This is a genomic window from Bacillus sp. TH30, assembly GCF_016650875.1.
Lineage (GTDB): Bacteria > Bacillota > Bacilli > Bacillales > Bacillaceae_G > Bacillus_A > Bacillus_A mycoides.
Genome location: NZ_JAEKEY010000002.1, coordinates 1 through 25089, shown reverse-complemented (window position 1 = coordinate 25089; position 25089 = coordinate 1). Strand labels below are relative to the sequence as shown.

Genomic DNA, 25089 nt, shown 5'->3' with positions numbered 1-25089 from the left:
GAGAATACAGTAAAAAAGATGCACCTAAAAGTATAGGTGCATCTTTTTTACTTATATTTGTTCAAGTAAATTTAATTCCTCTTCTACAAATGCCATTAATTCTTTTATTGTCTCACTAGAAAAATCAAAACGAATTCCAGCTGCTTCATATACCTCTGGTAATGATTCAGAGCTACCTAGAGATAATGCTTTTTTGTAATTTTGTAGTGTTTGTTTAGGATTCTCTTTATATTGTTTATACATTTGCAATGCACCAAGTTGCGCGATTGCATATTCGATATAATAGAATGGTATTTCGAATATGTGTAGTACAGGTAACCAGCCAGTTGCTATCCAGTTTTCATAACCTTCAATATTTACCACATTCGATTGGTAAGTGTTATGTAATTCTAAATATTTTTCATTTCTTTCTTTAGCAGTATGATTTGGATTTTCATACATCCAATGTTGGAATTGATCAACGATAAGCATTTGTGGTAAATACTTAACAATATCTTTAAAGAAATCTAATTTTGCTTTTATAAATTCTTCTGTATTCTCATAAAATGTATCCCAATACTCCATCGAAAACAATTCCATTGTCATGCTGGCTAGCTCAGCTGATTCTGAAGGGATTTCTAAATATTTTTGTAGCTTTAGCTGCTTCATACATTCATTATGAATACTATGGCCCATTTCATGGAGGAAAGTAGTAACATCATAATGTGTATGATTGAGATTCATAAAAATAAAAGATAATTGAGAAGCAGGTAAGTGTTCGCAAAATCCTCCAGGTGCTTTTCCTTTACGACTTTCTAAATCTAAGCAATCATTTTTATGCATACGGCTCAATAATGCAGAAAATTCTGGGTCTAGTTTTTGTAAAATATGAGAACTTTTTTCGATTAAATCACTCTCGTCTTCAATGGGTTTTAATACTTTTTGATTTGGTGCGGCTGCTTTTAGATCCCACGGACGAAGTGTATCTACTTGAAGTTCAGCTTTTTTCTCATTAAATATATTATCAATAAGTGGCACAACGTATTTACGAACGGATTCTGCAAGTTCATAGCAATCATCAGCCGTATAATCAAAACGTTCATGTTTTTTAAACATATAATCACGATAATTATCTAATTGAATGTTTTTTGCCTTTTGGTGACGGATTGCAATTAATTCATTTAAAATATGTTGTAAATTATTTTCAACAGATAAAAATTTTTCAGAAATGAGCGTTTTTGCTTTTTTTCGTATATCACGATTCGGATTTTGTAAGTAAGACTGTAGTTCAGTAATTGTTTTTTCTTCGCCATCCCATAGTGCAGTCAAACTGCCTGTAATTTCGAAGTACTCGGTTACTAATTTGTCTTCTTTTATTTCTAAATCAATGTTCTTTTCACAAAATAATGTTTGCGCATTTTTTATTTTTTTATCTAGTAAGCTATAAGTTTTTGGATCAAGTTGCATTCGAAATGGTGACTCTAAATATTTATTATCAAAGGAATTTTGATAACGTTTCAAAAGAGGCCTTACATATTGTTGATCATATTCAAACGTATCTTTTATTTCTTTGTTATCTGTATTACATTGAAAGTCAATATAGTGTGATCTCAATTGTTCTTCGATTTCCCATATTAATTTCGACTGTATTTTCAGCCAATTTTCTAAATTTTCTCCTGAAGAAATGGGTTTACTTAATAAAGTAGATAATTCGTTCTCTAGCTCATGTATATTACGGATATCGATCGTATTAGAGTTCTGCATTATTTACCCCTCACTTTTTATTTACTCAAGGAGGTATTCTTCTTTTTCGCTATGATTCCTTTTTTTTCTAGAAAATTTGTGCCTATTACTCCAAGAACAATCATAAGTGTACCGACAATATGATAGTAGGCAATTTGCTCGTGTAAGAATACAACGCCTGTGATAATGGTAATAAGTGTAGATAAGTTGCTAAAAACACTTATTTTGGCTGCTTCAATATAAGATAATGAATAGTTTAATAATAATGCTGTCAGTAAGGAAGATAGTAATCCTAAATATAAAATGGAGATAAGGAATGTTCCATTCGTAAATGGCTTAAAGTATACAGTTATTGTACCTTTGTTCATATGGTCAATGATTGCGATGAAATTAAAACTAATAAAACCGATTGCTGTCATTGTGTATGTTAAATCCATCAGCTTGAATTTCTTTGTCATTTTTCGAGTTAATACATTGTAGCAAGCAGATGATAATGCCGATAATAAAATGAGAATAACACCGATAAAGCTCGTTTCATGAGCCCCTATACCATTCATAACAAATATATAAATGACACCTATGACAGAAATACATACTGATGTTTTTTGCCATGTATTCGTATATTCTTTTAAAAAATAGGAAGCTAGTATCATCGTAAATATAGGGATCGTTGCTTGTATAATTCCAGCTTCAGATGAACTTGTATATACTAAGCTAAATGCTTGGAAAGCAAAGAACAATGCTGGATAAAATATTGCGAGTGGTAAAAGTGTAAGTATGTTTTTAAATGATATATTTAACTTTACAAAACCGAAAATAACCGGAATGGTTGCTGCTATGAAGGCAACTGTAAAACGGTGAGCCAGAGTATCAAGAGGACTCGTAATGGTTAGTGCTAGTTTCACAAACATAAATGAAAACCCAATAATAAATGAATAGAGTAATGCTGATATATATGCTTTTGTTGTATTTGTCATAATTCCACCTCATAGTAGTTGATTTCTTACTGGCCAGTATACGTACATAGTAATCCTTCTGATCTAGTGCTACAATGTGAACAAATACAAACTGTACCGGTACAAAAAAATAGGAGGTGTAATGATGTATAAATATTTACATGTTTTGACCGACTTAGAAAGTATGATTCAAAATGGTGAGATAAAAGAAGGAAAGAAATTACCGTCTATACGGTCGCTTGTTACACAATATGAATGTAATAAGGCGACTGTAATACGAGCGCTGCATGAATTGGAAAAGCGTCATATTATTTATTCTGTACCTCAAAGTGGATACTATGTTGTTAAGAAATCTGGGAGTTACATAGAAAATAACGAGATGATTGATTTTGCTTCTTCAGCACCAGATCCCGATGTTTTTCCATACTTAGATTTTCAGCATTGCATTAATAAAGCGATTGATACATATAAGAATGATTTGTTTATATACGGAACACCGAAAGGGTTACCATCTTTAATTTCGGTTGTGCAAAAACAATTAGCAAACTATCAAGTTTTCACTAATGAAGAAAACATATTTATAACGTCAGGTGTCCAGCAAGCACTTGCTATATTAACTTCTATACCATTTCCAAATGGACATAGCACAATACTAATTGAACAACCAAGTTACCATTTATATATTGAATATGTAGAAATAAATAACATTCCTGTAATCGGAATTAAGCGTACGCATGAAGGGATAGATTTAAATGAACTAGAGAGGGTATTCAAAACAGAAAAAATTAAATTTTTTTATACAACTCCAAGGTTTCACCATCCACTTGGAACGTCGTATTCTAAAAAAGAGAGAGAAAAGATTATTAAACTTGCGAAGAAATATAATGTATTTATAGTGGAAGATGACTATTTAGCAGATTTAGAGACTGATTCAAAAGTAGATCCTTTTTACAGTCAAGATAATTGTAACCATGTTATATATTTGAAAAGTTACTCAAAGATTATTTTTCCAGGTTTACGAGTTGGAGTTGCAGTCATTCCGCCATCCATCGCAAATGATTTCCATAAATATAAAAAGATATTAGATATTGATAGTCCGATGATTTCTCAAGCTGCTTTAGAAATTTATATAAAGAGCGGAATGTTTGATCGGCATAAACATAAAATTAAAGCTTCGTACTACAATAGATCAATAAAACTAGCAGAAACATTAGAAAAAGTGCAAAATGAAAACCCATCTTTGTTTACATATAATAAGCAAAATACATTGGGAATACACACTTGTTTAGAAATGCAGAAAAACATAGTGACGGAAATACTTATAAAAAAATTAAGTGAAAATCAAATAAGTATTGATTCTATTGATAGAAATTATTTAAATGATTTTCATAAAGAAAGGTTGTTGAAGTTAAACGTATCGAATGTAAAGGAAGATAAGATTGAAGAAGGTATTCGCAAAGTAATTGAGGAAGTAAAACAATTGGGACGTCTAGATTTTCAATTTAAAAAAGAATAATACGTATAAGGAGGTTTGTTATGAAACGAAAAATAATAGCCTTGTTTGTATGTATTACTATAGTTATTGGATCACTTGTAATTATTATCAATAGTAAAGAAAGTGACAAATGTATAGCAGTTGCTATGTATTCGAGAGGTGTTATAGTGGATCATAACAACGAACCTATATCTAATGTGAAAATTTATGAAGATTCCATTAAAAGTAAAGAGCGTGCTATTTCAAATCTACAAGGTGAATTTGAAATTATTAATGGCGTGTGTGGTAAAATTACGTTACAATTTGTTACTCCTGATGGAGAAATCTATACGAAAGAATATGATAGTGAGCATATACCAAAAATAATTAAACTTAGTGATAAAAATGAAGGAGAATGATATGAAACCATTACAGGGTAAAGTTGCGGTTGTGGCCGGAGCAACACGAGGCGCCGGAAGAGGTATTGCGATGATGCTTGGTGAAGCCGGTGCAACTGTATATGTAACAGGAAGAAGTACAAAAGGGAATTTATCCTGTATGGGAAGAACTGAAACGATTGAAGAAACGGCAGAGCTTGTTACAAAGCAAGGCGGAAAAGGAATCGCAGTTCGTGTTGATCATACGGTAGAAGGAGATATTAAAGCATTATTTACAAAGATTCAAGACGAACAAAATGGACAGCTTGATATTTTAGTAAACGATGTTTGGGGCGGCGATCCTTTAACGGAATGGGAGAAACCTTTCTGGGAACACAACTTACATAACGGACTACTTATGCAACAATGAGCTGTATATTCTCATATAATGACAAGTCATTACGGTGTACCATTAATGGTGAAAAATAAAAAGGGACTTGTAATTGAAATTACAGATGGAGTCGATTATCAATATCGAGGTAATTTGTACTATAGTTTAGCAAAAGTCTCAACAATTCATTTAGCAGAAGCTATGGCGAAAGATTTAGAACAACACAATATTACAGCTGTCGCAGTTAGTCCAGGATTCCTTCGTTCAGAAGCGATGTTAGATATATTTGGTGTAACAGAGGAGAATTGGCGAGAAGGAGCTAAACAAGACCCTCATTTTATCGCATCAGAAACTCCTTTCTTTGTTGGAAGAGCAGTAGCAGCTTTAGCAAGTGATCCAAATGTTCATGAAAAAACGGGACGAGCGTTAAGTTCATGGGAATTAGGAAGAGAGTATGGATTTACAGATATGGATGGAAGACGCCCAGATTGGGGGGGATATTTTGAGGAGAATGTTTTGAATCAAAATTAATGTTTTTAGAGCACTCAATAGCTGAGTGCTCTTGTTCTTTATACAATACGCAAATAATAAAGTCCTTTTAAAAATAAAATGGTTATTTAAAAAGCATTGGTACAAATGAAATACAGTCAAAAATAAAGTGACAAATCCAACTTACCCAAATACTTTTTGAATTTTTCCATATATAATTTAGTGCTAATCTAATTGGGATTATAGTTATTAATAACTGCATTGGCACAAAACCATAAGCTGGAATATGCCACAAAGCGAACAACAAACTACATATTAATGATGCCGTGCCAAATTTTAATCCTAATTTTTGTAATGCGATAATTATATTAGTGCAAATCAACTCTTCACCCATTAACATAAAGGGTACACGGAATAAAATCATAGAAATACTTATTACTTCAGCAACGGAATTTTTAGTTGCAGGTTCAAAAATGTAACTGAATATTAAGTTGGAAGCCATACCGACGATAATTGTTAAAGGCAAACCCCAAAGTAATGTCTTAATATTAAAATGTTTAAATTGCTCTAATGATATTTTTCCTAAAAAATAGTATCCTATAATTCCACATAATACAAGATTCCATAAAGCTTCAAGAATCATTCCCAATACTTCAGGTATATTATCTCCTAACACTGCGAAAAGTTGATATACAATCCCGGAAATAATTAATAATCCCAAAGCCAAAAGGGATTTTGAATCAATTTTCTTCTCTGTTTCTATAATCTTTGTTTCCACAACAGCCCCTTCTTTCTTATTATTTCATTGATTACGAATATATAATAGCACATTGTTCTCCAAAATAATGGTAATTGAGATGATCATAATAATTTTATTTTTCCAAATCAGTAAGTCCAAGATTAGGAGATTCCTTGCAAGAATCATTTAGACCAAAACCTATTATTAATGTCGTGATTGAAATAAAGCAATTATTAAACAAAAATAATAATCGCCCATCAAATTTATGAGTAGGCGATTAATGTATTTCTAAGAACAAAATTAAATGTAGTGTAGTGCTTTGGAAATAAACTATAATCACCAAACATAGACAAAATCCCTGATTTCGATCAAAAACAGGGATTTTGGGCATTTTAATGGACTTAGGGGAAATGAATAAACTAATGTTGCTTATTCGAGAAAAGCACCCATTACTTAAAGAAGAAGATCATGTTGATATTTCTATCTAATACTTTACTAAGATTTTTAATGGGTTAATTTTCCTTTTGCTTAAATCTTCAAAGCATTGAATCAGTTCTTGTTTCGATATTTTCAACTCAAATATTTTATGTAATTGGGAACCTTTCCGTTTTATGTTCTCAAAATACCATTCCGAGTGTTTTTTGTAATCCCAACCGTCACTTGAACCTACGATTTTTAATTCTTTCTCATAAAACTCTGATTGTAATTCAAACTGTTCTTTATTTCCGTCCGATAGTATACAAATTTCACCGTTTACCAACAGTGATTTCTGAAGTAATTTAAAAGCATCATTGCGTGCTGAACACTCTAAACCATATTTATAGAAATTTCTTGGACATTCAGACTCATCATTAAAAACATTGTTTGCTCCTAAAAGTTTAGCTAATTCACCCCTTGATGCATTTGGTTCTAATACATCAATATGATGAACTTTCATATATTCCTTTAAAAAATAAAAAGTTAAAAGTCCCATAGTTCCCATACCTGTAACCAATACTTTATCAGTTTCTTTTGGACTGAGTTTTAGAACACCTTTTGCTGAGTCGCAGGACAGAATGGTTAGTAAGGCATCAGAATGGTTTATACCTTTTGGAACAGGTATAGCTTTATGCGCTTTAATTACTCCATAATCCTTATGCCCATAAAATGCTACTACTCTGTCCCCATTTTTAAAAGACTTCACTTCATTTCCTATCCCTATGATTTCACCGTAGCTTTCGTATCCCGTTTCTTTAGGGTAATTTGGTGATTTTTCAGTAAAATCACTTTCCATATACTGTGGCAATTCTGCTCCAATACTAATCGCTCCTGCAATAGTTTTTATTAAGACTTCATCTTTTTTTAGAGGAGGTAGAATATGTCGTGTCCATTTAAGTTCTTCTTTTCCATACAAAACGAGAGAATATTGTTCCATAACATTAACCACCCTTAAAACTAATTTAAGTCTTCTTAAATTAGTCTGCTGCATTAATTCAATAATACAGGACCTTGCTTTTCTTCTAATTCATATACTTCATCCCAATCAATCCCACAAGCCGCCGCATGTATTTTAGGATCATATTTCTGGCTACTTTTTAATACCGTATAGATTAAATTTGCAATTTTACCACAAAGGTGACCGATTGCCTTTTTCTTTATCATTCCTTCTTCCACTTTACGATCATAATATGCTTTAAAAACCGTAGGTTTTCGTTTTCCATTTGCTAACATCATCATGGACATCTGATAAAGTACTCGACGTGCATCACGAACACCACTATATGTCTGTTTTGTCGAGCGTACAGAAGTCCCAGATTGCGAATTTTCAGCTGAAACACCAAGGTATTTCTTAAACTCTTTATATGTATTAAATCGATCTACATCACCTATTACACCGATTAACGTACAAGCTATATTTTCACTTACAAAAGGGAATGAAAGGAGTAAATCTGTATATGGATGTGAATCAATCCCTTTTTCAGAATTCCCCCAAAGGAGATTATGAATTTCCATATCAATAAGTTTAATACTTTCCTCAAGCCGTAAGGCTTCTTCTATAACCCATCTTTGCCTTCCAACTAAATGCTCCACAGGTACAGCTACTGTATGGGGCATAATTTCAGATAGTGTTTTAGCAGCCTTTTTCGCTACATTCTTAGCTCCAGCTTTAGAAATTGCCTTATACAGTTCATCTTCCGATGATTTTTTCATGTGAAGACCCGTAGGATATTCTAATACTAATTTCATTACCGAAGAAGTACCCAATTTTTTAAATGCTTTATTTAAGTCTGGATGTGTTACTTTTAATAATTGTTGAACTTGATTTTTTCTTCGAGTTAACTGAACGTTTAAATACCATCGATCTCGCATGACCGTTCGAAATAGGGATTGTAAGACAGTTTGAGGTTTTATTAAAGTAACTCCCTGCATATGGGGATGGAGCTGTTTATGCCATCCCATATAGGACATTACTTTGGCATCCATTGAATCGGATTTCTCTGAGATACCTAAATTATTCTTACGAAATTCACCAACTGCTTTATTCTCTACTTGAAAGAGTTGATATTCTTCATTCAATAACACTTGCTGAACTAAATAGGAATAATGTCCACCAGTAGGTTCTAGAAGGATTAGGAAATCATCCCTGGTGATATTAAATTGTTCTTCTATTTGTTTTAAAGCCTTTAAAAATTCTGCGATTCCTGCGCTATCAGAATTAAATTTCATCGTTTTTGTTCGTTTCCAGGCAATTCCTTTAGGGTCTAAAAAAGCATCAAATTTAATACACGAAGCTACATGAAAGCTAGCTCCAATATCTATACCAACATAAAACTGATAAAACTTACGAATATCTTGACCTTTATCATCCGAATGATTCCCATAACTAAAGGGAGTAATCGTATTTTCCATGATTTCCTCTCCGAACAGTAAGCAGTATGACTATATCTGACCATCCAAGTTTCTGTTAGAGCTTAGGCCCAATGTAGCATGTTAGGATTATATCGCCAGATATTTAATCTCAGATTTAACAAAAGAGTCTAGACTCACTAGCTCCATACACTTTTAGAGTTTCAACTGCACACTATTCACTATATTTATTTTAAACTCTCTCTATATAGTCTATTAAACAGGAGTATTCGACGTTATCCATAATATTCCTTTTGAAATAATAAAAAAACCTGTCGAAATTGACAGGTAATCCGTTGTTTTATATTTAATTTAATGTGCAGTGCCATCTTTCTAATTGAATGGAGTGCCTCACATCAATATTAGAGGTCTATGAACAATAGCCCCAGTCCAGTCAATGGTCGGAATCACCTAAAGGTCACTGCACAATTTTATAATATCGCATCTAGTAAAATTAATAAACCAATGTCCCCAAACAACTTTCAAAGTTTCTATAAGAGAACTCACGTTTAATTCAAAGGTACATTGGTTCTTCTTAAATTATATATTAATTATTCTCCTTATTCATTATTATTCATCTTATAACTATAAATTATAGACTTAATTCAGTAGCATGTAATCCATTAAAATGGTGCAGTCATTTCCTTAAGCACTACAGAAACAACTTTATTATCTTTACACTTATATCGCATAAAACATTTTTTAACTTCATTAAATATATAGGGAATCATTACCAAAAAAATGATATCCTTAAAGTATAGTCTATATTTTGTATAGGAGGGTGATGGAGTCTATGGCGGTACGTATAGTCGATGATTTACAACAATTCTCTTTATTACTTATGTTTTTGAGTACATTAATATTTTACAGATACTTAAAGAAGATTAAACGAGAGAGAAAACTGACTTCTTTCGAATGGACAATATATTTTGTCACTCAATTCGCGACTTCTATTTGGGCAATTACTTATTTTATTAAATTCTTGTCTGAATCGTAAGTTACATTAAACCATTTTAGTTTATTAGGTTATTGTTATCTATTAGGGATATAAATATAGTCCGTATCTAAGTCAATGACGACATCGCTCTTAATGTCTTCTTGTAATGACTTTGGAATGTTTTCAGAAGGTCATACTGTGTATGCAATGATTCGTAACGAATCACAAGTAGAAGCAATGAAGTAAGTTGATGCTTTACCATTACTAGCTGGGAGAGAGGTGCCTCAAAGAATAAGGCACGTAAAGAGAATGGATACTTTAAAATATCATAAAAATCCTTTAATGGGAATACTAGTAACATTCACTATTAAAGGATTGGGCTGTAATGAATATACTTTTTGAAAGCATTATTTTAATCCTCACTGGAATTGTTGTTTTAAAATTGACAGGTAGTAAATCTGTTAGCCAAATGACGAGAGCTGAAATTATTATTGTGGTTTCTATAGGACGTATTATTGTAGAACCTATATTAAGTAGGAACGTAGGCCCATCTATTTTTGCTGCGTTTATTTTTGCGGGTATTTTACTTATTATTCATTTTTTTGAATTGAAATCACGAAAAGTAGAAAAGTTTCTAAATGGAAATAGCATTATTGTTATAGAAAACGGAGAAATTTTAAAAAAGAATTTATTACGCGCGAAAATGTCAGAACAACAATTATTTATGCATCTGAGAGAAAAAGGTATACATGAAATCAAGAATTTACAACAAGCAACTGTAGAAACGAACGGACGTATTGGGTATCAACTAACTACCACGGCACAGCCAGTTACTTTAGAGATGTTTGAAAAGCTATTAGAGCAATGCAATCTTAAAAAATAGTTGTAGACTGAAAAACGCCTCCTGTACATAAAGGTATTTTTCGCAAATATGTAAAAGTCCCTTCAGTAATTCTGAAGGGACTTTCGTGTTAGCTACTGTATCTATTAATTTAATTTGTGTCTATTAAGATTGGAAGGTATGATTTTTAACGGTCTCATCATATCATGGTCTTCATGCTCTAAACGATGACAGTGCCATACATAATCTCCAGAATAGGGCTCAAACTTCATTATGATTCGGACGGTTTGTTCACCTGCTACTAGAACGGTATCTTTTAATCCGAAATCAGCTGGGAGAGGATTTAATAAGTTTCCATTCAAATCATGACGATCAAGAACTTGAAAATTAACTAGATGTATATGAATAGGATGAATCCCAACGGTCAAATTTACTAACTCCCATATTTCAACAGAATTTAATAAAGGTGTTTCTGTCACTGGATCGTCCCATTCTTTATTATCTAATAAAAGCATGAGACGTCCAAATTCATCCTCTGAGTCATTTAATGTTAATCGTCTTACTTTCTTTACTTTTTCTACGGGAATAAAGTCAATGTTACTTAATTTGCATGGGATTTTACTTTTATCTGGGCAGGATAATGGTTTCGTTACTTGGAACTCCATTATCTCACCAGTTGGATTATCTAAATCAATTCCATTTTGTAAAACTACTTTTTTTCCTTCAAACCTTGAAAAATCAATAATAATGTCAATACGCTCTGCTGGTGAAACATCTAAACTTTGTACTTTAATCGGCCGTTTAAGAAGGCCTCCATCAGTTCCTATTAAAAAGAATGAGCTAAGGTCACTTAATTGGAACTTGTATGTGCGAGTATTAGAAGCGTTTAATAAACGAAATCTATATTTGCGGGGCTCAACTTTTAAAAATGGCCATACTTTCTCGTTAACTGTAATTGTATTTCCTAAAAATAGAGGAACAATAGAAGGGTATGGTAAACCTGGTGGTGGGTCTTCTGGTTGAGCAGGATAAAATAGGGAACCATCCGGATTAAAGGATTTATCTTGAACGATAAGAGGTATTTCGTATTTCCCCTTAGGAAGAGGTAGTGATTTTTCTTCTTTATCACGAATCAAGTAAAGTCCTGCAAGACCCGCATATACATTTAAACGAGTAATCCCAAGTGCATGATCATGATACCAAAGGGTGGTTGCTCGTTCTCGATTCGTATAATGATAAATCTCTTTTACGAAACTAGGTCCTGTTTGTTGAAAGTTTTTCGTAAACCATGCTTCAGGATGACCATCGCTATCTGGTTCACTTGGGCTTCCATGTAAATGTACAACAGTTCGTACTTCTGGGTTATCATGCGCCCCGTGAACAGTTGTATCAACAGGTAAGAAGTGTTTTTTAGGTAAATCGTTTGACCATCTCACATATACAGGATGATCTTTTTTTACCTCAAACGTTGGACCAGGTACCATTCCATTATAACCCCATACTTTCGTCTTTGGTAAATCACTATGAAACTTGTGTAGCGTTTCAATCATACGTACATCATAAAACGGCTTACCTTTATATGTTCCTATAGGTTTTATTGCAGAGGGAATCGGAAGGGGATCAATAAATTTTTTTAATTCCAAATATCGCTATCTCCTTTCGTGTAATATAGTATATTCTATTACATGAATGTTATATTGTTTGTATACTTGACCAACAAAATCATTGATATATCCCTTATACATGTGAATCTAATATGACTTAAAATAATATACAGGAAAATTTAGTGGTCTAACTGCTTATTCAAGGGTTTTAGGCTGTGGACCATCCAAATTTTCTTGAAATTTGCAGAGTAAGATATTTTACTGGGCAAAACAGAAAATCTATTTGATTTAGTATGTGCTTGTATTTTATCAAGGGTGATGACGATCAATATTACGATTAACAACATTAAAGTTAAACAGAATGAATAATTGACAAAAAATGAGAATAGTAGTAATCTAACGTAAAACATACGCTACCGTATTTTATTGGAGAGATAATATGCAATTAACGAGGGAAGACTGGATAAAAGTAGGATTACAACAATTAGCTAATGAAGGTATACATAAAGTTCGCATTGAAGCACTTGCTCGATTGCTAAAAATAAGCAAAGGAAGCTTCTATCACTATTTTCGTGACCATCAAGAGCTTTTAGATTCTATGCTCGACTTTTGGGAAGTGCATGCAACAAAGCTGATTGTTCAAAGTATGGAGCAACAGGATGCCTCTTTAGAACAGCTATTACAGATTAGTTTTAATCGAGATAAAAAAATTGAGAATGGTATTTATGCTTGGGCTAAATACGATCCTGTTGTGGCAACACGTTTAGTAGATATAGAAGAACAAAGAATTTCTTGTGTTGCAAAATTGTATCAAAAAATGGGCGTAGACGAAACTGAATCAATTGATCGAGCGAGACTTGCCTATTTAACGTATGTAGGATGGATGACAAGGTTTGAAGCAAATCCTAATTTTGATATTGATAAAATGGTTGAGCTTTTAACTTCTTTCAGCGGGTGTCCAAACATCCATTGAAAAAAGTAAAGCCTCCGGACGCAATTATGCTGAGGCATAATTGATTATTCGATAATAAATGTCCCTAGTATGGTTATAAAACCTGAAGGGACAAAATTTTCACTATAACATACGGTAGTGTATGTTATCTTTGAAGTTACGAAATTGGGGGCGAATAAATGAAATTACTATTAATAGTAGTAGCTGTGGGGCTTCTGTGGTTTATCAGTTTTTTGCATATTTATTGGGCTTTTGGAGGTCGATGGGGTTCTGCTGCCGTTATCCCAGTAAAAGAGGGAGAACATAAGCCTGCTTTTACTCCGAGAATATGGGGAACATTATTCGTAGCCATTCTTATTCTATTAGCTAGTGTCATTATTGTTGTTCAAGTAGGTTATTTACAGGGGTTCGAAGCAAATAGTTTATCTAAAATCGGAAGTATTGTCTGTGCTTTAGTTTTCATTGTTAGGGCAATTGGTGATTTTAAGTTTGTTGGATTTTTCAAAAAAATTAAACATTCTCAGTTTGCTAGATACGACACTTGGTTCTATAGTCCATTATGTTTATTCTTTGGCTTTGTCTATATCATGTTGTTGTTTTAATAAGTATAATGAATCCCCTATAAAATAAATTTTATGCAGGAAGAAAACACCTCTTATTGAACAAGTAGTAATAAAAAGAAGTTTGAGCATAGCAATAGAGCAATACGGGTTCTGGTGACAGCGAAGTCCGCTATGATTAGTCATTTGTGTTTAAAAAGAGGATAGATAGGGCGAATTTATTCAAGCTCTTCTATCCTTTTAATTTTTATAAATCTAATGTATGACATTAGATAAGAATTCACTATTAATAATAGGTTCAGCTTATATCTTGACTTTTAATAAAATTTTAAAGTGTTGGTTTTTTATTGTGTGAATAATAGGTTAGTTGTTGTTTTGGAGTTTAAATCATTGATTTAAACTTAGCAATGGTATCATGTAACCTTTCTAATCCAATCAACATATCTTTATCATTTAACATTGAATAACTAATTCGTAAATGATTATATTGAGTTTCATGGTTTAATAGACAAGCTGTTCCAGGTAAAAAAGAAACATCTACTTCATTTGTTTTTTGTAATAATGTAAAAGGATCGATTGACTGTGGGAGTGTAACCCATAAGTTAAATCCACCATTAGGTATTTCAAATTCTAATTCTTTTAATGGAGATAATATACCAATTGTTAAATCTCGTCTAATTTGTAAAGCTGTACGTAATTTTTCTAAATGATTTTTCATTCGTTCCGCTCGTAAAAAAGGAAGTAGTGCTTTCTGCGTTAATAAAGGGCTACCAATATCCATAGAAGCCTTCACAGCGTATAACCATTCAAAGATATGTCCTTCAGCTGCAAGTGCCGCGATGCGAAGACCTGGTGCTAACGTTTTACTAAATCCTTTTAAATATATAACATGACCATTTGTATCAAAGCTTTTTATTGGAGGGGGAATTTTAAAATCCTCAAAATAAATTTCTCCGAAAGAATCATCCTCAATAATGAAGAAGTTATATAGCTCTGCTAGTTCTACAAGTTCCATTCTTCTTTCTTTACTCATTACTGTGCCCGTTGGATTCTGAAAAGTAGGATTCACATATAACAAAACAGGATTCTTTCTTTGACAAATATCATCGATTAAATCTGAGCGAATGCCGTTGTTATCAAGACTAACAGGGATAATTTGAACTCCTTTATTAACAAATACATCAAGCGCCGCTCCATAACACGGACTTTCTACTAACACTATGTCTCCAGGCTTTAATAATGTTTGGGCGATTAAATCGATTCCTTGCTGGGCACCACTTGTAATTAATAATTGAGATGGATCTGTAACTACTTGTTGGTGTTCTTTTAAGTAGTTTGTTATTTCCACTCTAAGTTCTTTATCACCTTGAACAGGTCCGTAAGTTGCTAGTATCATTTGATCTTTATTAAGTAGTTTGTGCATTTCATCTGAAAGAAACGGATTTGGTAATAAACGTGGATAAAGGACCGCCTGTGAAAAATCGAAATATTTACGGTGTTGGTTCATTACATATTGAGAACGCATAACATTAATGGATTTCGTTTGTTGCCATTGATACGGAATTGGTTTGAAATCTTTATTCACACGTTTATGTATATAGGCACCTTTTCCTTGTTCAATTCGTATATAACCTTTCGTTTCTAACTGTTTATAAGCTTTACGAACAGTTAATAAACTAATTTGCAAATCATCGGCCATAGAACGTAAAGAAGGGAGGTAATCGCCATGTGAAAGCATCCCGCTTTGAATTCTCTCAAAAATCTGCATATATATTTGTTGGTAATATGGTATGTTGGATTCTTTACGCAGTACTATCTTCATAGAATCACCTATTTTTCTTTTTAATTCAATTAAAGCGAAAAACATGGAGGGAATCAACTACATATTTGTTTAACTGTTATATACGTTGATACACTGTTATACACTATATCCTCTATACTCATTTCAAGAGTAAAAAGGAGGAAGAAAAATGGTCATTTTAAATTATATTTTAGTATGTATTATTTTTGGAACGACATTTTTAACGATAAAAATTGGAATAGAAGCGGGCGCGCCACCATTATTTTCAGCTGGAATTCGTTTCTTTTTGGCGGGCCTTATTCTCATTATTATTTTTAAATTAAAGAGAAAGGATATTATGCCTTACTTATTATCAAAACGTATTATATATGCTGGTTTTTGTTTAACATTTATGACATTCGCGACCCTTTACTGGGCAGAACAATATATTTCTTCTGGATTAGCTGCAGTTCTATCTGCTACAGGCCCAATGATGATCTTGCTATTACAATCAAGGCGAAACAAAACAAAATTGCAAAAAGAACAACTTGTTGCTTTAGTTATAGCACTTATAGGCGTTTTTTGTATTTCGTTACCTGGAATGCATCAAGAGCTTACATTCATATGGAGTATCGCTTGCCTAGTTATATTAGTAGGAGAGTTGTTTTATGGAATTGGTTCTATTCATTCAAAAGAAATACTTTCAGATTTACCAGACGTATCACCATTTCTCATTAATGGTATTCAAATGTTTTATGGGGGAGTTTTGCTATTAATTGTATCTGTTGTAATGGAACAGCCGAATTTAGCTGTATTAACATCTTGGAATGTACAATGGCCAATTTTATATCTTATATTTGTAGGATCTATCGGTGGACACGGTTTATATTACTGGCTTTTATCAAAAACAAATCCAGTATTTCCATCGACTTGGTTGTATGTATCTCCGTTAATTGCTGTTATTGTAGGTTATTTTGTATTAGGAGAACCATTAAATCCTACAATGGGAATTGGTGCTTGTTTAATCTTGATTGGTGTATTTTTAGCAAATCGTTCTACGCTGGGCGTCTATTTTAAGCAAGGGAAGTTATTGAAGAAAGAAATTTAAATAATATAAAAGAAATCATTGGACTATTAAGTTAATAAAGTATTATTACTTTATTAACTTAAAAAGCATGTTACTACTGACCTGTAACATGCTTTTTATTTTTACACATTAAGTTTAACATAATTTGCTTAGTAATTAACGAACGATGTACTTTACGAACAGTGTACGTTATGTTATAAATAAAACAAGTAATTCAATAAAATATAAGGTGTGATAAATGATGGAAAGAAAAAATAAAGGAGAAAAACGTATTGCAATTATAGGTGCTGGACCAGGAGGTTTAACATTAGCTCGTATATTACAGAAACATGGTTTAAAATGTGTCGTATATGAAAGAGAAACATCGCCATGGATTCGGCAACAAGGAGGTTCATTAGATATTCATCATGATTCCGGACAAGAGACGCTTAAAGAAGCAGGATTGTTAGAACAATTTAATGAACTTGCTAGATATGAGGGAGAAGATTTTCGTTTATTTGATAAGAACGGAAAAATATATTTAGATGAAGTAGCGGATCCTAATGGCGGGGATCGTCCAGAAATTGATCGAGGCACTTTACGTGAATTACTTTTAAATTCTGTTGATCCGGAATGTATACATTGGGGCTATAACTTAACAAAAGCCATTTCTGTAGAAAATGGTATACATGAACTGCATTTTGAAAATGGACACGTAGACACTGTTGATTTAGTGGTAGCAGCAGATGGTGCCTTCTCTCGAATTCGTCCACTTGTCACAAATTCTATACCACAATATACTGGAATTAGCATGGTAGAATTGAATTTGAAAAATGTAACGAAAAATCATCCTCAGATGGCGAAATTCAATCGACGTGGTAAAGTATTTGCACTTGCGGAGCATAAAGGAATTCTTGCGCAATTAAATGGAGATGACAGTATTCGCGTATATTTAAGCTTTAGAACAGATAAAAAATGGCTTGATAATTGTGGAATTCCATTTGGAAATTTAGAAGAAGCAAAACATCAACTTCTACAGTATTTCGAAGACTGGGATGAAACACTTAAAAATTATATTCGATGTGCAGATGGTGCGATTTTTCCTAGACGAATTTATATGTTACCTGTTGGACTAACTTGGAAAAGTACGCCTGGTGTTACTTTAATTGGTGATGCAGCTCATTTAATGTCTCCATTTGCGGGTGAAGGTGTGAACCTTGCGATGCGTGATGCGGCAGAGCTTGCATTGTCTCTTATAAAACACGATGATTGGAACAAAGCGATTGAAAGTTATGAAGAAAAAATGTACGATTATTCTTCTCAATCCGCTGAAGTGTCAAATGATAATCTGGAGATTTGTTTCTCAGAGGATGCTGCTATGAAAATGTATAATCTTATGAATCAACTTCATGAGCAACAATAAAAATATATTTACTAAAGGAGAACTATGGAAGAACAAACGAATACAATTACTAGTCGTCGTTCACGACCAGCAAAAGAACCGTTAAGTAAGGAAATCATTGTGAAGACTGCTTATGACCTATTAGAGTCTGAAGGTATTTCTGGCCTTAGTATGCGTAAAATTGCAAAAGTATTAGATACCGGGCCGTCTTCTTTATATGTATACGTAAAAAATGCTGATGAATTAAGAGCGTATGTATTAGATTATGGTCTAGGGAAAATTGAAATAACAGATGAGAAAAATGAACCATGGAAAAAAGAGCTATTTGCACTTGTACATTCATATTTTCGAATTTTATTCGACTCTTCTGGAATGGCAGAATTAGCTTTAATGACAATTCCAATTGGACCAAATTCTTTAGCCCTTACTGAACAGATTTTGCGTCAATTACATGAAGGTGGGGTTAATGCAAGAGGATCGGCGTGGGGAGTAGATATTTTACTGTTATATGCTGCTTCGGTCGCATATGAGCAAACAGCTCGCAAAGAAAAAGGGACCACTCTTGACCCAATTCGTACTTCGTATGAGGCTTTAGATACAGCAAGGTATCCAATGATTGTAAGTCTAAAAGAAGATATGTTATCTGGTGGAGAAGAACGATTCCGTTGGGGATTAGAAGTTGTTTTGCAAGGTATTTTACATGCGCAATAATATAATTAGTTTAAAATAGAGAGCTAAATGAGCGACACTCTGTTTTTTTGAAAGAAAAATATGATATCTGTGTCTGCAAACTACATTGCTAATGAATTTCAACATCTCTTTTTATACGATAGTAATAGACAACTTACACAATATAACCCTGATAACAAAGAGGTTAAAGAATTGGTTGAAGTGCTAATATATCAAGGTATAGATTTACTTTTAGGTAAAATAGAATACTTAGAAGTGAAAATCTTTGGGATAAAAGATGGTAATAGAGTTGTTAGTCACAAATTAATTATATTAAAAGACTTTGTACCAGATTATCTAACTATTGATAAAATCATGATGAGACTCTTTATAACAGCTAAGAGATGTATTGAAGGTGAGAATAAGGAACTGCTTTTTTGGTAGTAAAGATACAGATAGAATAAAAAACACTAGATCTTTAAAATCTAGTGTTTTTTTATTAGTTCACTTTCTTTATAAAACCTTTATAATGACGCTTCACAAGTTGACTTTCTAACGTCTTCATCGTTTCTAATGCAACACCTACGATGATTAGTAAACTTGTACCACCGATTTGAGCAGATGGTGGTAATGTAGCGATTTTTGTAAATACAAGTGGTAATATTGAAATTGCTCCTAAGAAAATCGCACCGATAAATGTTAAACGGTATAAAATTTTTGTTACATACTGTTCTGTAGATTTACCTGGGCGAATACCCGGGACATATCCGTTTTGCTTTTTCAAATTCTCAGCCATTTGTTCAGGATTCACTTGAATAAACGCGTAGAAATATGTGAAGGCAACGATAAGACCTACATAAAGTGTCATTCCAAATGGATGTGCAAAATCAAGATTCGCAATTATCCATTTAGATACGCTTGAATCAGGGAAGAGCTGCGCAATTGTACGCGGCGTCATTAAAAAGGCTGAAGCAAAGATAACAGGAATTACACCTGCACTATTTACTTTAAGAGGTAAATGAGTATTTTTTGCTCCTTGATATTGATTGTTTCCTGAAACAGCTTTTGCATATTGAATCGGTATTTTTCGAACAGCTTGTTGAATGTAAATAACACCAACAACTATCGCTAAAATTACGAGTCCAATTAAAACCATTTTTATTATGTGCATAAATAACTGATCGCCTGCGTTTTGGAATTGTTGCAAATAAATTTGATTAGCGACATTCGGAATCGCCGCAACAAGTCCTGCGAAGATAATCATTGAGATTCCATTACCAACGCCATTAGCGGTAATTTGTTCACCTAACCAAAGTAAAAATGCAGTACCAGCAGTTAAAACTGTCGCAATAAATAAGTATGTAGTCCAGCTTTGATCTGTAATTAATTGTCCACCTGCTATATTATTAAAACCATAAGACATCCCAATGGATTGTATGAATGCGAGAATGATTGTAAAGTAGCGAGTAAATTGAGCTGATTTCTTACGGCCCATTTCTCCTTGCTTTGCCCATTCTGTAAATTTAGGTACAACGTCCATTTGTAGTAATTGTACAATGATAGAAGCTGTAATATATGGTGTGATACCTACAGCAAAGATTGAGAAGTGTTGCAGTGCTCCTCCGCCAAATACGTTTAGCATACCTAAAACGTTGGCTTGATCTTGTACTTTTAATACCTCTGCGTTAGTATGAGGAACTGGAATAAACGTGCCAATTCGAAAAACAATTAGCATCGCTAGTGTAAAAAGAATTTTGTTTCTTATCTCAGCTACTCTCATGAAATTTGAAATCGTACGAAACATTATGTCGCCTCCTATATTTTTATCAGTTCAAAACTGATTATTATATCCCGATGAAGTAACCACAAACCTCCTTCCGCATTAAATTCATTTGACAAATGGAATTTTATACATTTTGTAGTTTTCACGGATATAAAAATATAAGGTGTTATACAAGCGGTTTATTAACTTTTCGTAATCATTCAATACCCATAATATAACTAATAAATTAACAAATGTACATACATAAGCATTAAAAATGAATGAATAGAGTGATTTTTTACATATATTTAATGCTAGATTGATAATTAGGAACGTTTTATGTAGTTATATTGAAAGGATTCCGTTGAAAGTATTATGATGTAGCTGTAGCGCATAATAACCTCAAGGAAATCTTCAAGGATGTTGAGAGAACTCATACATTTCAGCATGAATTAGAGAACCTACTAAAGAAAGAAAAGATTGGATTGGAATAATAGTGAAGGAAAATCTTTTTTCCATAGAGAATATTTCTAGCGTAGGAATTTAAGTATGTAGGTTCTAGCGAAAGGAGAATTCACATGAATACATTTGTAAATGACAAGTTTTATGAAACTAGAAATCAATTATTTGAGGAAATTACTTTGTTAAGTGATGCTCAATTTAATAGGAAACCAGATAAGGATAAATGGAGTATAGCACAAGTTTGTCATCACTTAGTTTTATTAGATGAGAGAGTTATAACAGTTATTTCATCGGGATTAAAAAAGATGGATAGTATCTTAAATGAGCGTAAAGAAATTCACACTATTTTATTAGATAGATCGATAAAATTTATAGCCCCAGAAATGATTGAACCAAGTATAGAACCATTTGAAGTGCAGCAAATGGTTGATTTGTTAAACGACTCTAGAAAAGAATTGATGCGTTTCCTGAGTACAATAGAAGATGAATCTATATTAGCGAAAAAATCAGTGACGCATCCAGCTCTTGGAGAATTACTTCTTGATCAGTGGATAGAACTGATCTATTTGCATGAACAGCGTCATATAGAACAAATTAAAGAGATAAAATTGCTTTGTGGAGTTGAAAAGTAAAAATCATTATCTATTTATTGAGCGATTTGGGATAGCATCAAGGATTCGAGTGATAAAATACAAGTCCTGATTAAAATTATGATGAATTTAGTTGAAAGCAACCAATAAGCAGAAAAAATACGAAACTAGCAGATTTTACTCCTGAAGAGGAAACGAACATTTGAAAAAAATCTGAATCCGATTTGCTGTATAAGTGTAACCCCGTCTTAAATGAAGAGCGGGGTTATTATTTTTGGAAGTGATCTCAGCATTTTCATTTAGAAGGAAATAAATTGGCAATGAAATCCGAAAATGTAATCAGCATTACACACTATATCTTTAAGTTATAATGATTTTCGGAAATGAGCTATATGTCCAAATTTTTGAAAGTACTCTTACACCTACCATTGGGTAAGCACCTTTCACGCGTTTGAGGAATAAGTATTTTGTCAGAAAACGATAAAATATAATTCTATTAAGGGATATATGCATTTTATTCTCTTTATTTTTGCAGTTGAAGTTTTCTGAATAACAAGTTATATTTTTAAAGTTCAAGCAACTTTATGACAGTACAAAAAGGGGAGAAATATTGATATTATGCAAAAAATGAAATGGAAGAACTATGTATGCAATTTTATTATTCTTATGCTTCTTGTAACAGCAGTAACAGTCAAACCAGCTATTTCTAAGGCTGAGGAATCTAAAGTTAATATTACATTGTTAGGTACTGCAGATATTCATGGTAGATTTATGCCTTGGGATTATGCGCTTGATGGAGCAAATATGAGTGGAAGTTTGACGCAGCTTTATACGGTTATAAAGAAGGTACGTCAAGAAAATCCAAACACCATATTAGTAGATGCCGGGGATACAATTCAAGGAAACTCAGTAGAATTATTCAACGATAAGCCACAATCGCCAATGATGGTAGCAATGAATACAATGGGATATGACGCCTGGGCATTTGGAAATCATGAATTCAACTTTGGATTAGATACATTGAAAAAAGTTAGTGAGCAATATAAGGGAAAGACGTTAGCAGGAAATATTTATAAGGAAAATGGAGAGCGTTTTCTTCCTGCATATACGATTGTTGAAAAAGGTGGAATTAAAGTCGGGATTATTGGCATGAATACACCAATGATTAGTGATTTTGAAAAAGGGACAGATCATTTGGATGGTTTAGTAGTGAAAAATCCAGTAGAAGAGACAAAAAAGGCAATTAAAGAATTAGAAGGTAAAGTAGATGTAATGGTAGGGGTTATGCATATGGGACTAGAAAATGAGAATGGAATCCCAGGTACTGGTGTTCAAGATATCGCGAATGCTTGTCCGGAACTAAGCGCTATTTTTGCGGCTCATATGCATAAACTTGTAAAAAAAGAAGTTGTAAATGGCGTAATTATTACAGAACCAGATAAATACGGAACGCATATTTCACGTATTGACCTTACTTTTACAAAGCAAGATGGGAAGCTTGTTTTAAAAGATAAAACAGCTACCGCTATACCTGTAAAAAATGCTGATGGAACTACAGTATTATCTGATTCTACACTTGAAGAAACACTAACACCTTTTCATGAGTATGCGAGAGGAGATGCAAATGTTGTAGTCGCCCAATTAAAGGGTAGAAACCTTGTTCCTGAAAATGAAATAAAGGGTATTTCAAGTGTGCAGATTCAAGAGACACCTTTATCAGATTTCTTTCATGAAGTCATGCTCCATTACAGTAAGGCGGATGTAGTAGCCCATCAAATTGATAATGATTATGCCCGTTTGGATATAGGTCCTATAAAGAAGAAAGATATTGCTTATAATTATCAATATGCTTTGGGAGAAATTACAGTATATAAGATAACTGGAAAAGATTTAAAAGACTATATGGAATGGGCAGCAGGATATTTTAACTCATCTCGTGCCGGAGATGTAACAGTTAGCTTTGATAAAAACCGTCGTGCGTCTAAATACAGTACGAACGATTTCTTTGGAGGCGTAAAATACGAAATTGACTTAACAAAACCATATGGTAGTAGAATTACAAATTTACGCTCTATTCGTACAAATAAACCAATCAAAATGAGCGATGTTATGACGCTAGGAATGAATGCGTATAGAATGGAGGCTCTTCAGGCAAAAGGGGGAGCTTTAGAGGGACGTAAATTTGAACAAACTTGGTCATCTAAACAAGAGAATGCATTCGGAGAAACAGGTGGAACCATTCGTAACCTTGCTATTACATATTTAAAAGAGGTAAAGAACGGTGTATACACGCCAAAAGTTATGCATAATTGGAAAATTACTGGTGTAGATACACATTCTTCAGAGCATAAGGCTGTAGTTGATCTTGTAAATAAAGGGATTTTAGAAATCCCAAAAACAGAAGATGGAAAATATACAAATATAGCATCTATAAATACTAAAGATTCAATTACAAAAGAAGAGATTGTAGCACTCTCACAAAAAGCTAATATTAATCCAAATCAGTTTAATCATGTAAAAAGAAAAGGTGAATTTTACAAAAAACTTAGTAGGATAATTAAATAAATATAAAAAAGATGGCTCTCGTGCAAAAAACTATTAAACTTGGACATACCATTATCCTAAAAAAGTTTGTGATCGGTATGGAAATATAGAGAATCATCGGTAAAAAATCCCCTAAATCGCTTTAAAAATTCAGGGGATTTTTCATTTGAATAATTATTGTTTCATTTCTCACTATGTATATTTATAATATGCTTTAAAAGAACATACCTTAAGTTAATAACATGCAATAGATATGTCCTTTTCTATATTTAAATGGGGAGACAAATTTATCTTTGAAAGATATTTTTGACAAGATAAAAAAGCCTGAAACTCATATAAGACTTCAGCAGACTCAAAACGTTACAATCCATGCAGCTATAGACATAAATAACAAAATTATATTGAAAAATCTTACTTGTATATGCGTTGCCTCACTAAAGTATTTAACTACAATTCTTAAAATAGTAAAGAGTGGTTTTTTATGTTGTTAATAAGATATAAGTGTACTTTGATTAGAATAAATATAGATAATTAACAACTAACCAATTGGATGAGCACCTAAAAGGGCTCATTTTTTTATCGACCACATATATGTAATTTTGCATAATATTACATAAATTTTGTATTTTCTCTTTTTTTCGACATAAATAGACAGTATACTTTGTACAAGCTTTCTATTTCAAAAATTATACGAGGTGAAAAAATGAAAAACACAAAGACATTAACTAAAGTAGCATTAACAACAGGATTAGCTTTAACAGCTGTGGCACCATACGGAATAGGTCATGCAGAGGAAACAGATCAACTTCAAGTTCAAATTCAGGAGGACTCATTCCGTTCAGGTGAACTTACACAACCGTCACAAAAAACACCAGAGAATGTAGTA

At 32.8% G+C, this 25089-nt stretch carries 20 protein-coding genes and 3 pseudogenes; 15 read left to right on the top strand and 8 right to left on the bottom strand.

Going from position 1 to position 25089, the window contains the following annotated elements:
• Positions 1 to 51 precede the first annotated feature (51 nt).
• Together JFU20_RS02500 and JFU20_RS02495 are read right to left on the bottom strand one after the other, a co-directional pair.
• Complete coding sequence (locus JFU20_RS02500) at positions 52 to 1743, bottom strand: M3 family oligoendopeptidase (protein WP_002013330.1); 1692 nt, start codon at positions 1741 to 1743, stop codon at positions 52 to 54.
• A gap of 17 nt (positions 1744 to 1760) precedes the next feature.
• The gene (locus JFU20_RS02495) at positions 1761 to 2699 is read right to left on the bottom strand and encodes a DMT family transporter (RefSeq protein WP_201038297.1); all 939 of its coding nucleotides are present in this window, start codon (positions 2697 to 2699) and stop codon (positions 1761 to 1763) included.
• A 124-nt stretch (positions 2700 to 2823) separates the two neighbouring features.
• Here JFU20_RS02495 and JFU20_RS02490 point away from each other — a divergent pair, with 124 nt between their 5' ends.
• From JFU20_RS02490 to JFU20_RS02480, 3 genes and pseudogenes are all read left to right on the top strand, one after another.
• The gene (locus JFU20_RS02490) at positions 2824 to 4194 is read left to right on the top strand and encodes an aminotransferase-like domain-containing protein (RefSeq protein ID WP_033715801.1); all 1371 of its coding nucleotides are present in this window, start codon (positions 2824 to 2826) and stop codon (positions 4192 to 4194) included.
• Positions 4195 to 4214: 20 nt separating this feature from the next.
• A complete protein-coding gene (locus JFU20_RS02485) occupies positions 4215 to 4571 on the top strand; it encodes a serine/threonine protein kinase (protein ID WP_033715800.1) in 357 nt (118 codons plus the stop codon).
• Between the two features lies 1 nt (position 4572).
• Positions 4573 to 5451 (top strand): annotated as a pseudogene (locus tag JFU20_RS02480) (SDR family oxidoreductase).
• A gap of 82 nt (positions 5452 to 5533) precedes the next feature.
• On the opposite strand, the gene JFU20_RS02475 reads toward JFU20_RS02480, so the two are convergent.
• The 3 genes from JFU20_RS02475 to JFU20_RS02465 form a co-directional block, all read right to left on the bottom strand.
• Positions 5534 to 6187, bottom strand: coding sequence for a CPBP family intramembrane glutamic endopeptidase (locus JFU20_RS02475; protein ID WP_002013319.1), 654 nt, complete (start codon positions 6185 to 6187; stop codon positions 5534 to 5536).
• A gap of 445 nt (positions 6188 to 6632) precedes the next feature.
• A complete protein-coding gene (locus JFU20_RS02470) occupies positions 6633 to 7562 on the bottom strand; it encodes an alcohol dehydrogenase catalytic domain-containing protein (protein ID WP_201038296.1) in 930 nt (309 codons plus the stop codon).
• Positions 7563 to 7615: 53 nt separating this feature from the next.
• Positions 7616 to 9037, bottom strand: a complete 1422-nt coding sequence (locus JFU20_RS02465; RefSeq protein WP_201038295.1) for an IS110 family transposase — start codon at positions 9035 to 9037, stop codon at positions 7616 to 7618.
• Positions 9038 to 9827: 790 nt separating this feature from the next.
• On the opposite strand from JFU20_RS02465, the gene JFU20_RS02460 reads away from it, so the two are divergent.
• The 3 genes and pseudogenes from JFU20_RS02460 to JFU20_RS02450 all read left to right on the top strand — a co-directional run bounded on the left by JFU20_RS02460 (position 9828) and on the right by JFU20_RS02450 (position 10854).
• Positions 9828 to 10031, top strand: coding sequence for a hypothetical protein (locus JFU20_RS02460; protein WP_002165728.1), 204 nt, complete (start codon positions 9828 to 9830; stop codon positions 10029 to 10031).
• Between the two features lie 93 nt (positions 10032 to 10124).
• A pseudogene (locus JFU20_RS02455) lies at positions 10125 to 10373 on the top strand (hypothetical protein).
• Positions 10357 to 10854, top strand: a complete 498-nt coding sequence (locus tag JFU20_RS02450) for a DUF421 domain-containing protein (protein WP_002165726.1) — start codon at positions 10357 to 10359, stop codon at positions 10852 to 10854. Before JFU20_RS02455 ends, JFU20_RS02450 begins: the two are co-directional and overlap by 17 nt.
• A 104-nt stretch (positions 10855 to 10958) precedes the next feature.
• On the opposite strand, the gene JFU20_RS02445 is transcribed toward JFU20_RS02450, so the two are convergent.
• On the bottom strand, positions 10959 to 12455 hold the full coding sequence (locus JFU20_RS02445; RefSeq protein WP_201038294.1) for a multicopper oxidase family protein: 1497 nt from the start codon (positions 12453 to 12455) through the stop codon (positions 10959 to 10961).
• 400 nt (positions 12456 to 12855) lie between these two features.
• Between JFU20_RS02445 and JFU20_RS02440 the strand changes: the two genes are divergently transcribed.
• A complete protein-coding gene (locus tag JFU20_RS02440; RefSeq protein ID WP_002085377.1) occupies positions 12856 to 13389 on the top strand; it encodes a TetR/AcrR family transcriptional regulator in 534 nt (177 codons plus the stop codon).
• A gap of 158 nt (positions 13390 to 13547) precedes the next feature.
• On the top strand, positions 13548 to 13970 hold the full coding sequence (locus JFU20_RS02435; RefSeq protein WP_002136501.1) for a DUF3995 domain-containing protein: 423 nt from the start codon (positions 13548 to 13550) through the stop codon (positions 13968 to 13970).
• A gap of 340 nt (positions 13971 to 14310) precedes the next feature.
• On the opposite strand, the gene pdxR is transcribed toward JFU20_RS02435, so the two are convergent.
• Positions 14311 to 15750, bottom strand: coding sequence for a MocR-like pyridoxine biosynthesis transcription factor PdxR (gene pdxR, locus JFU20_RS02430; RefSeq protein ID WP_201038293.1), 1440 nt, complete (start codon positions 15748 to 15750; stop codon positions 14311 to 14313).
• Between the two features lie 148 nt (positions 15751 to 15898).
• Here pdxR and JFU20_RS02425 point away from each other — a divergent pair, with 148 nt between their 5' ends.
• From JFU20_RS02425 to JFU20_RS02410, 4 genes are all read left to right on the top strand, one after another.
• Positions 15899 to 16816 carry a DMT family transporter gene (locus tag JFU20_RS02425; protein WP_201038292.1) on the top strand — a complete coding sequence of 306 codons (918 nt, stop codon included), beginning with the start codon at positions 15899 to 15901 and terminating at the stop codon, positions 16814 to 16816.
• Between the two features lie 217 nt (positions 16817 to 17033).
• Positions 17034 to 18197 carry an FAD-dependent oxidoreductase gene (locus tag JFU20_RS02420; protein ID WP_002013306.1) on the top strand — a complete coding sequence of 388 codons (1164 nt, stop codon included), beginning with the start codon at positions 17034 to 17036 and terminating at the stop codon, positions 18195 to 18197.
• A gap of 24 nt (positions 18198 to 18221) precedes the next feature.
• Positions 18222 to 18887, top strand: coding sequence for a TetR/AcrR family transcriptional regulator (locus JFU20_RS02415; RefSeq protein ID WP_201038291.1), 666 nt, complete (start codon positions 18222 to 18224; stop codon positions 18885 to 18887).
• A gap of 60 nt (positions 18888 to 18947) precedes the next feature.
• Complete coding sequence (locus tag JFU20_RS02410) at positions 18948 to 19289, top strand: NUDIX hydrolase (protein ID WP_002165724.1); 342 nt, start codon at positions 18948 to 18950, stop codon at positions 19287 to 19289.
• 55 nt (positions 19290 to 19344) lie between these two features.
• Here JFU20_RS02410 and secY read toward each other — a convergent pair whose 3' ends face one another.
• Complete coding sequence (gene secY, locus JFU20_RS02405; RefSeq protein ID WP_002069884.1) at positions 19345 to 20649, bottom strand: preprotein translocase subunit SecY; 1305 nt, start codon at positions 20647 to 20649, stop codon at positions 19345 to 19347.
• Positions 20650 to 21185: 536 nt separating this feature from the next.
• On the opposite strand from secY, the gene JFU20_RS02400 reads away from it, so the two are divergent.
• From JFU20_RS02400 to JFU20_RS02390, 3 genes and pseudogenes are all read left to right on the top strand, one after another.
• On the top strand, positions 21186 to 21701 hold the full coding sequence (locus tag JFU20_RS02400; RefSeq protein ID WP_001091627.1) for a DinB family protein: 516 nt from the start codon (positions 21186 to 21188) through the stop codon (positions 21699 to 21701).
• 576 nt (positions 21702 to 22277) lie between these two features.
• On the top strand, positions 22278 to 24224 hold the full coding sequence (locus tag JFU20_RS02395; RefSeq protein ID WP_002013303.1) for a bifunctional metallophosphatase/5'-nucleotidase: 1947 nt from the start codon (positions 22278 to 22280) through the stop codon (positions 24222 to 24224).
• Positions 24225 to 24906: 682 nt separating this feature from the next.
• Positions 24907 to 25089: pseudogene (locus JFU20_RS02390) on the top strand (M4 family metallopeptidase); the annotation flags it as partial.